The sequence below is a fragment of the Flavonifractor plautii ATCC 29863 genome (assembly GCF_000239295.1).
Classification (GTDB): domain Bacteria; phylum Bacillota; class Clostridia; order Oscillospirales; family Oscillospiraceae; genus Flavonifractor; species Flavonifractor plautii.
The window spans coordinates 49,966-59,215 of the sequence record NZ_JH417827.1 but is presented as its reverse complement, the minus strand read 5'-3'; the positions used below and the strand labels follow the sequence as shown (position 1 = coordinate 59,215).

Sequence of the window (9,250 nt, the reverse complement as noted above, 5' to 3'; positions counted from 1 at the left end):
AGCTTTGCTGGCGGCGCTCGTTTTGTATTTATTCGGCCAGGATGCTATGGCCCCGCTTGAGGTAGCGTCCAGCGCCCCGCTTGCCCACGAACTGGTTGTCCCGGGCCACCACTTCTCCGCGGGAGAGCACCAGGTCAATGGCCCCCTGGAGCTCCATACCCTCATAGCAGGTGTAATCCACCGCCGAGTGCAGCCCGGCGTGGGTGAGGGTGCGGCGCTTGGCCGGGTCGAGGATGACCACGTCGGCGTCGGCGCCGGGCTGGAGGGTGCCCTTCCGGGGGTAGAGGCCGTAGAGGCGGCTGGGGTTGGCGCACAGCAGGCGCACCAGCTCGCAGATCGACAGGCGGCCCTTGGCCACCCCCTCCGAGTACAGCACCGGAAGCCGCTCCTCCACGCCGGGGGCGCCGTTGGGGCAGGCGGTGAAGTCGCCCGCGCCGAACTGCTTCTCCACCGCGAAGTGGAAGGGGCAGTGGTCGGTGGCCACGGCGTCGATCACCCCGTCCTGGAGCCCTTGCCAGAGGGCGTCGCAGTCCGCCTGGGTCCGCAGGGGCGGGGACATGACGGCCTTCAGGCCCTCCTGGGGGTCTGCGTAGGAGGCCTCGGTGAGGGTGAGGTACTGGGTGCAGGTCTCCACGCCCACGCCCTTCTGCCGCTGGGCGCGGGCCTTGCGCACCTCGGCCAGGCCGGCGGCGCTGGACAGGTGCACCACGTACACTGGCGCCTCCCCGGCCATGGCGGCCAGGTGGAGCAGGCGGCTCACCGCCTCCGCCTCACAGCGGGCGGGGCGGCTCCTGGCGTGGTAGATGGGCTGGGTGAGGCCCTGGGCCTTGTACCAGCCCCGCAGGTAGTTGACCACTCCATCGTTCTCGCAGTGGGCGGGGATCACGATACCGTCCTCCTTGGCCTGGCGGAGCACCTGGAACAGGGCCCCGTCGTCCAGACGGTCGTCATAGGTCAGATAGGCCTTGAAGCTGGTGATACCCTCCCGGTCGGCGAGTTCCCCCATCTCCCGGAGCACCCGTTCATCCACATGCTGGAGCACGCCGTGGAAGCCGTAGTCGATGACCGCCTTTCCGTCGGCCAGACGGTGGTACTCCTCCACCTGGTGCCACAGGGAGCAGCCCTTGGGGCCGAAGGCCATGTGATCCACGATGGTGGTGGTGCCGCCGCAGGCGGCGGCCACGGTGCCGGTGTAGAAGTCGTCCACCGCCCGGTGGGCCCCGGCCTGGAGATCCATGTGGGTGTGCACGTCCACCGCGCCGGGCAGGACGTACTTGCCGGAGGCGTCGATCACCTGGGCGTCCGGGGCCGACAGCCCCGCCCCCACGGCCTTCACCACGCCGTCCTCCAGGAGCAGGTCGGCCCGGAAAGCGGCGGTGTCGCTGACAATGGTGCCGTTTTGAATGATGGTACGCATAAGAACCCCCTTTATCAGATGTCGGATGTGGAAACCAATGTGTTCAGCGGTCCTGGCGCTTGCACAGGGCGCTGTAGATCACGAAGGCAAACACACAGCCCAGCAGGTAGGAGCTGTCGTAGATCCACTTGAGGACGGGGATAAACTGGCACACGAAAATGAAAATAAACAGGACTGCCATGGTCACCAGGGCCAGCACGTTCCAGCCGCCCTGATAGTAGTAGGCGCCGCCGTCCTGGTAGTAGAGGTCGGGCAGGCGGAGGCGGTTGCGGTACTGGCTCCACAGGGCCGCCAGACAGATGCCGGTGATGGGACCCAGGAACACGGCCAGGGTTCCATTTAAAGTATACACGTAGCTCTCGGGATTCTCAACCAGTTTCCAGGGCAGGAAGCAGATGGAGAGGATCGTGGCCACAACGACGGCCTTTTTGTAGGTGAGCACCTTGCCGAAGAGAGAGGAGAACACCACGGAGGCGGCCGCCAGGTTGCAGGCTACGTTCGTGGTCAGGGTGGCCAGGATGATGAACAGGGAGAAGATGATCACCACAGCGGGATTGCCGAAGTGGGAGACCAGAATGCTGGGATCCCAGAAGGCCTCGCCGAAGGCCAGCTCGGAGCCGGAGGTGCCGCAGATGCCCACAAAGACGATGAAGGCCGTCATGATGGGCGCACCGATGAGCTGGCCCTTCACCTGGGCCCCCTCAGTCTTGGCGTGGCGGGTGTAGTCGGAGAAATTCAGGGCGATGGTGGCGTCAAAGGCGATCATGGAAGTTAGGGAGGGGAAGAACTGAGACCAGAAGCTCTCGCCGTTGCCGCCTGCCACCTGAGTGGTGAACAGTGCGGCAAATCCTCCCTTCTGACTGGCCAGCCAGAAGGCCCAGACAATGACTACGCCGCTGAGAATGATCAGGATGGGGGCGGCGAAATCCTCCAGGAAGCGGATGGCCCGGCTGCCGTGGTAGCCGATGTAGAAATTGATGAGTACAAACAGGCCGAAGCTGAGGAAGCTGTGGAACGCCAGACCGGTGTAGGCCGGGAAGATGACGGCGATGATGGCGGCCAGAGCTGTGCCGCCGATCCAGTTCTGAATCCCGAACCACAGGCAGCCCATGAAGGCACGGATGATGGTGGGAATGGCCGTGCCCTTGGGTCCGAATACCATCTTGGACAGGACGGGAAAACTGGCGCCGTAGCGGGAGCCGAACTTTCCCAGCAGGATGGAGGGGATGAGGACCAGCGTGTGGCCCAGCACGCAGATAAACAGCGCCTGATACCAGGTTAGGCCGGCGGACAGCAGGGCGCTGGCCATCATATACACGGGAATGGAAACCAGGATACCGGTCCAGAGGGTTATGTAGTTCTTGGTGGACCACTCGCGGCCGGACAGGGGAATGGGCTTTGTGTCCTCGGTGTAGATATTTTTGTGGGACTGGATTTCCTGAACGCCCTCCGGGGTCAGCTCAACCACGAAGGAGCGCTCCGTCTGGAGCTCTGCCATAGAATAGCCTCCTCTGTTAAATGGATAAAACAAAAAATAATTAGCGCTAAATATTTTTCAGATCAATAATATACCGGAGAACTCCCGTTGTAAAGGTCAAATCTGATGAAAAACCAGTAAATTTTTTGTGCAGAAAAGCAAAGAAAAGAGAGCCGTATAACTTTCTCCTGGTCTGCCATACTAACCCCATCAAGGAAGAAACAGGGGAAGCGCGATGGAACAATTTCAACTCAAGCCCACAATTTTCTTTGGATCGGACGCCCTGGCGGCCCTGGAGGGGCTGGCCGGGCGGCGGGTGATGGTGATTACCGACTCCTTCCTGGCCCAGTCCGGCCTGCTGGAGCGGGTACGCGCCCGCCTGCGGGACTGCACCGTGGAGGTGTTCGACCAGGTGGTGCCCGACCCGCCCCTGGAGCTGGTGGCCCAGGGGGCCAGGGCGCTGGCGGAGTTCCGCCCCCAGGCGGTGGTGGCCTTCGGCGGCGGCTCTCCCATGGACTGCGCCAAGGCCATGCTGGAGTTCGGCAAGAAGCTGGGGGCCGGGGCGGACATCCGCTTTGTGGCGGTGCCCACCACGGCGGGTACCGGCTCGGAGGTCACCTCCTTCGCCGTGCTGACCGACCGGGCGAAGGGAGTCAAGTACCCTCTGGTAGACGACGCCCTTCTGCCCGATGAGGCCATTCTGGACCCCTCCCTGCTGGCGGGGGTACCCCCCGCCGTGACGGCGGACACGGGCATGGACGTACTCACCCATGCCGCCGAGGCCTACGTGGCCCGCGGGGCCACTCCTTACACCGACGCCCTGGCGGAGAAGGCATTTACCCTGGCCTGGCAGAACCTGCGCCCCGCCTGGGAAACGGCGGGGGAGAGCGGGGCCAAAGGGAACATGCTGCTGGCCTCCAACCTGGCGGGCATCGCCTTCAACGCCGCCGGGCTGGGCATCTGCCACAGCCTGGCCCATGCTCTGGGCGGGCGGTTTCACCTCCCCCATGGGCGGCTCAACGCCCTGATTTTGCCCCACGTCATCCACTTCAACGCCGCCGATGGGACAGCGGCGGAGAAATACGGACGTTTGGCCAGGCTGTGCGGCCTGGCGGCCAATCCGCGCTCCCTGGCCGCGGGGCTGAACCGGCTGCGCGCCCAGCTCAAGCTGCCCGAACGCCTGAGCGCCTGCGGAGTGGAGGGAAAGGAGCTCACCGCTGCGCTGGACGGTCTGGCCGAAGCGGCGCAGGCGGATCTCTGCGCACCCTCCAACCCCCGCCCCGCGGCGGCGGAGGACTTGAAGAGTCTGCTGAGGGAGCTGGCGTGATGGAGGAGACCTTATTATCCGTCGGCATCGACACCGGCGCCGCGTCTCCCCAGACAGGCCAGCCTGTTTGGGGGCCCCATGTGATGTTCGCATCCTCGGCGGAAGTGAATTCCGTCTGCGGAAAATCTCCGCGCTGCGTCGATTTTACGGGCATGCGCCCGCCCCGCAGAGCGGGGGCCCGGTGGTGGAGGTGCCGAAATGAGTGAAACCCTGTTATCGGTCGGCATCGACATCGGCACCTCCACAACCCAGCTCATTCTCTCCCGCCTGACCCTGGCCAACCGGGCTAACCCCTTCTCGGTGCCCCGCATCGCCATCGAGGATCGGGAGGTGCTCTACCGCAGCGGGATTCACTTCACACCCCTGCTCTCCGACACCGTGATCGACGCCGAGGGGGTGCGGACCATCGTGGCGGAGGAGTACCGCAAATCCGGCTTTGCGCCGGAGCAGGTGGACACCGGGGCGGTGATCATCACAGGAGAGACCGCTCGCAAGGAAAACGCCCGGGAGGTGCTCTCCGCCCTCTCCCAGTTCGCCGGGGACTTTGTGGTAGCCACCGCCGGGCCGGATCTGGAGTCCATTCTGGCCGCCCGGGGGGCGGGCGCGGATGAATACTCCAGGGAGCATCACACGGATGTATTACACTTTGACATCGGCGGCGGCACATCCAACCTGGCGCTGTACTCCCACGGAGAGCTGGCGGCCACCGGCTGCCTGGACGTGGGCGGGCGGCTGATCAAGCTTGACCGGGAAGGAACCGTGACCTATGTCTCACCGGTGCTGAAGCGCGGGGCGATGTGGGCATCGCCTCCTACCGTTGGGCAAAAGGCCGCGCCGGAGGGGTTGGAGCCCGTCATCCGCTCCATGGTGGAGGCCCTGGAGCAGGCGGCGGGCCTGCGGCCTGGGCGGGACCGGCTGGACGCCTTTCTCACCCAGGGAACCCGCTGGGAGCCCCGGGCGGTGCCGGTGGTCTCCTTCTCCGGCGGTGTGGCCGACTGCATCTACGCGCCCCCCGGCGACTGGAAGGCCTACGGCGATATCGGCGTGCTGCTGGGACGGGCCATCGCGGCCTCCCCGGCCTTTCAGGGCGCGGGGCGCTTCCGGGGGGAGGAGACCATCCGGGCCACGGTGGTGGGGGCGGGGAGCCACTCCACCGAGCTGTCCGGCTCCACCATCTACTACCGGGACATCGCCTTCCCCCTGAAGAACCTGCCGATCCTCAAGCTAACCGGAGAGGAGGAGCGGGGGGACGCCGCCGCCCTGGCACAGTGCATCCGGGACAAGCTGGGGTGGTTTGCCGACGAGGGCGGGCTGAGCCCGCTTGCCCTGGCCCTGCGGGGGGAGGGAAACCCCTCCTACGCCCGGGTGGACGAGCTGGCCCGCGGGATTGCCGGGGGGCTGGAACCCCTGCTCGCCCAGGGGATCGCCCCCGTGGTGCTGGTGGAGGCCGACCAGGCCAAGGTGCTGGGTCAGGCCATGGCCCAGAGGGTGGAGGGCCCTCTCCTCTGCCTGGACAGCGTGGGGGTGGACAACGGCGATTATATCGATATCGGCGCGCCCGTGGCGGGCGGCGCGGTATTACCGGTTGTCATCAAGACGCTGGTATTCAACAAATCGTAACCGCGAAGGAGCGATCACATGATACTCAAAACAAAGCTGCTGGGGCACGTGTACGAGTTTAAGTCGGTAAAGGACGCCCTGGCCAAAGCAAACGAGGAGAAGTCCGGCGACCGGCTGGCGGGCATTGCGGCGGAGAACGCCGAGGAGCGGGTGGCGGCCAAGGTGGTGGTGGCCAACCTCACCCTGGCCGATCTGCGGGCCAACCCCGCCGTTCCCTACGAGGAGGACGAGGTCACCCGCATCATCCAGGACGACGTGAACGAGAAGATCTACGAGGAGATCAGGAACTGGACGGTGGCCGAGCTGCGGGAGTGGCTGCTGGATGAAAAAAACGGCGGCGACGCCATCCGCCGGGTGAGCCGCGGCCTGACGGCGGAGATGATCGCCGCCGTGGCCAAGCTGATGAGCAACCTGGATCTCATCTACGCGGCCAAAAAAATCCGCGTCACCGCCCACTGCAACACCACCATCGGCCTGCCCGGCACCCTGTCCTGCCGCCTCCAGCCCAACCATCCCACCGACGATCCCGACGGCATCATGGCCTCCCTGCTGGAGGGCCTCACCTTCGGCGCGGGGGACGCGGTGCTGGGCCTCAACCCGGTGGACGACAGCGTGGAGAGCGTCCGGCGGGTGCTGGACCGGTTCCAGGAGATCAAGACCCGCTGGGACATCCCCACCCAGATCTGCGTGCTGGCCCACGTGACCACCCAGATGGAGGCGGTGCGCCAGGGGGCCCCCTGCGACCTGATCTTCCAGTCCATCGCCGGCAGCCAGAAGGGCAACGAGGCCTTCGGCCTGGACGGCAAGCTCATCGAGGAGGCACGCCAGCTCGCCCTGCGGGAGGGCACCGCCACCGGCCCCAACGTCATGTACTTCGAGACCGGCCAGGGCTCCGAGCTGTCCTCCGAGGCCCACCACGGGGCCGACCAGGTGGTGATGGAGGCCCGGTGCTACGGCTTCGCCAAGCGGTTCCAGCCCTTCCTGGTTAATACGGTGGTGGGCTTCATCGGGCCGGAGTACCTGTATAACTCCAAGCAGGTGATCCGGGCGGGCCTGGAGGACCACTTCATGGGCAAGCTCACCGGCATCCCCATGGGCTGCGACGCCTGCTACACCAACCACATGAAGGCCGACCAGAACGACATCGAGGATCTGGCCGTCCTCCTCACCGCCGCCGGGTGCAACTACTTCATGGGCATCCCCCACGGCGACGACGTGATGCTCAACTACCAGACCACCGGCTTCCACGAGACCGCCGCCCTGCGGGAGCTCTACGGCCTCACCGCCATCCCGCCCTTCCAGGCGTGGCTGGAGAAGATGGGCTTTGTGGAAAACGGCAGGCTGACGGAGCTGGCGGGGGATGCGTCCGTCCTGCTGGCGTGAATCGGCGGCCCACACGCGCACCCTGTAGGGCGGGGGCTTGCCCCCGCCGCCTACTCTCATCCCGTAGGGGCGAACTGTGTTCGCCCGCCCTATATCATTGAGGTGACAATATGAACGAACAAGAGCTGCGCTCCCTGGTGGAGCGCATGGTGCTGGAGCTGGCGGGCCAGCCCAACGCCGCGGCCCCGGCCAAGGCCACCCCGGTGACCGCCGCTGCGGCGGCCGGCGGCTGTCTGGACGACATCACAGAGACCGATTTGCGGCGGCAATATCTGGTCAAAAACCCCAGAAACGGTCCGGCCTTCCTGGATTTGAAGCTGCGCACCCCCGCCCGGCTGGGCCTGGGACGGGCGGGCGCCCGCTATCAGACCCTATCCATGCTGCGCATGCGGGCCGACCACGCGGCGGCGCAGGACTCGGTGTTTTCCCACGTGGACGACGCCTTTGTGGAAAAAAACGGCTTTGTCCCTGTCCAGACCCTGTGCCAGAACAAGGACGAATACCTGACCCGCCCCGACCGGGGCCGCCGCTTTGACGAGGCCAATCAGGCCATCATCAAAAAGACCCTGGGCCAGAACCCCAAAGTGGTTCTGGCGGTGGGGGACGGCCTGTCCTCTGCCGCCATCGAGGCCAACGCCGTGGACTGCATCCAGGCGGCCCAGGCGGGACTCAAGACCTATGGCCTGGAGAGCGGTCCGGTGCTCTTCATCAAATACTGCCGGGTGGGCGCCTCCGACCACATTGGGGAGCTGACCGGCGCGGAGGCGGTGTGCCTGCTGGTGGGGGAACGGCCCGGCCTGGTTACGGCGGAGTCCATGTCCGCCTACCTGACCTACAAGCCCCACATCGGCATACCTGAGTCCAAGCGCACGGTGATCTCCAACATCCACCGCCAGGGCACCACCGCGGTGGAGGCGGGCGCGCACATTGCGGAGCTGATCAAGACCATGCTGGAGAAAAAGGCCAGCGGAATTGATCTGCGGTGAAATACGGTGAAATACGTCCGCCCGCCTCCACGGGGCGCGCGGCGCGCGTACAAGCGTTTTGCCCTGTGGGCAAAACCTTGATGCCGGGCGAATTCAGTTCGCCCGAGCAGATGAAAGAGGCGTTTGGGAGCCCCGTGCGGCCAGCCGCACGGGGGACGGCGGGCGCGCACATTGCGGAGCTGATCAAGACCATGCTGGAGAAAAAGGCCAGCGGGATAGATCTCAAATAGGCGGGAGATCGTAGGGGCCGATGCCCACATCGGCCCGCTCCCCCGTCCCTGCGCCATCCGGCGGGCGGGTGTGGGCACCCGCCCCTACAAAACAACGGAGGTGACATTATGACAGGCGATTTGATTCCGGCCAATGTACTGGCCACCCATACCATCGCCAACGTCAGCGAGACGCTGGCGGAAAAGCTGGGCTTACCCCAGCAGTACCGCTCCATTGGTATCATTACCGCCGACAGCGACGACGTGACCTACTGTGCCCTGGACGAGGCCACCAAGGCCGCGGCGGTGGAGGTGGTGTACGGCCGCTCCCTCTACGCGGGTGCGGGCAACGCCTCTACCAAGCTGGCCGGCGAGGTCATCGGCATCCTGGCCGGGCCCAACCCCGCGGAGGTGCAGTCCGGCCTGCGGGCCTGCGCCGAGTTTATGGCCAGCGGGGTGGGCTTCCGCTCCGCCAACGAGGACGGCTCCATCGTCTATTTTGCCCACACCGTCTCCCGCACGGGCACCTATCTGTCTAAGACGGCGGGCGTGCGGGAGGGGGAGGCCCTGGCCTACCTGATCGCCCCGCCTCTGGAGGCGGTGGTGGGGCTGGACGAGGCGCTCAAAGCCTCCGACGTGGAGCTGGCCGCCCTCTTTGAGCCCCCCAGTGAGACCAACTTCGGCGGCGGGCTCCTCACCGGCACCCAGAGCGCGTGCAACGCCGCCTGTGCAGCCTTTGCCGAGGCGGTGAAGGCGGTGGCGGCCCGGCCGAGGGAGATCTGACAGGGCGGCGGAAACACGTAGGGCGGGCGGCCGCAGGCCGCCCCGGCG

At 65.8% G+C, this 9,250-nt stretch carries 7 protein-coding genes; 5 read left to right on the top strand and 2 right to left on the bottom strand.

Annotated elements, in window-relative coordinates; all coding sequences use genetic code 11:
• Nucleotides 1-28 precede the first annotated feature (28 nt).
• Together hydA and HMPREF0372_RS14650 are read right to left on the bottom strand one after the other, a co-directional pair.
• Nucleotides 29-1,417: a dihydropyrimidinase gene (gene hydA / locus HMPREF0372_RS14655; RefSeq protein WP_007494086.1), complete on the bottom strand. Its 1,389-nt coding sequence runs from the start codon at nucleotides 1,415-1,417 to the stop codon at nucleotides 29-31.
• 43 nt (nucleotides 1,418-1,460) lie between these two features.
• Nucleotides 1,461-2,915 (bottom strand): NCS1 family nucleobase:cation symporter-1, encoded by a 1,455-nt coding sequence (locus HMPREF0372_RS14650; RefSeq protein WP_007494085.1) that lies wholly within the window; start codon nucleotides 2,913-2,915, stop codon nucleotides 1,461-1,463.
• Nucleotides 2,916-3,129: 214 nt separating this feature from the next.
• Here HMPREF0372_RS14650 and HMPREF0372_RS14645 point away from each other — a divergent pair, with 214 nt between their 5' ends.
• From HMPREF0372_RS14645 to eutL, 5 genes are all read left to right on the top strand, one after another.
• Nucleotides 3,130-4,221 (top strand): 1-propanol dehydrogenase PduQ, encoded by a 1,092-nt coding sequence (locus HMPREF0372_RS14645; RefSeq protein WP_007494081.1) that lies wholly within the window; start codon nucleotides 3,130-3,132, stop codon nucleotides 4,219-4,221.
• A gap of 198 nt (nucleotides 4,222-4,419) precedes the next feature.
• The gene (locus HMPREF0372_RS14640) at nucleotides 4,420-5,841 is read left to right on the top strand and encodes an ethanolamine ammonia-lyase reactivating factor EutA (protein WP_007494079.1); all 1,422 of its coding nucleotides are present in this window, start codon (nucleotides 4,420-4,422) and stop codon (nucleotides 5,839-5,841) included.
• 18 nt (nucleotides 5,842-5,859) lie between these two features.
• Complete coding sequence (locus tag HMPREF0372_RS14635) at nucleotides 5,860-7,224, top strand: ethanolamine ammonia-lyase subunit EutB (RefSeq protein WP_007494077.1); 1,365 nt, start codon at nucleotides 5,860-5,862, stop codon at nucleotides 7,222-7,224.
• 110 nt (nucleotides 7,225-7,334) lie between these two features.
• Complete coding sequence (eutC, locus tag HMPREF0372_RS14630) at nucleotides 7,335-8,210, top strand: ethanolamine ammonia-lyase subunit EutC (protein WP_007494074.1); 876 nt, start codon at nucleotides 7,335-7,337, stop codon at nucleotides 8,208-8,210.
• Nucleotides 8,211-8,548: 338 nt separating this feature from the next.
• Complete coding sequence (eutL, locus tag HMPREF0372_RS14620) at nucleotides 8,549-9,202, top strand: ethanolamine utilization microcompartment protein EutL (RefSeq protein ID WP_007494070.1); 654 nt, start codon at nucleotides 8,549-8,551, stop codon at nucleotides 9,200-9,202.
• Nucleotides 9,203-9,250: the final 48 nt, after the last annotated feature.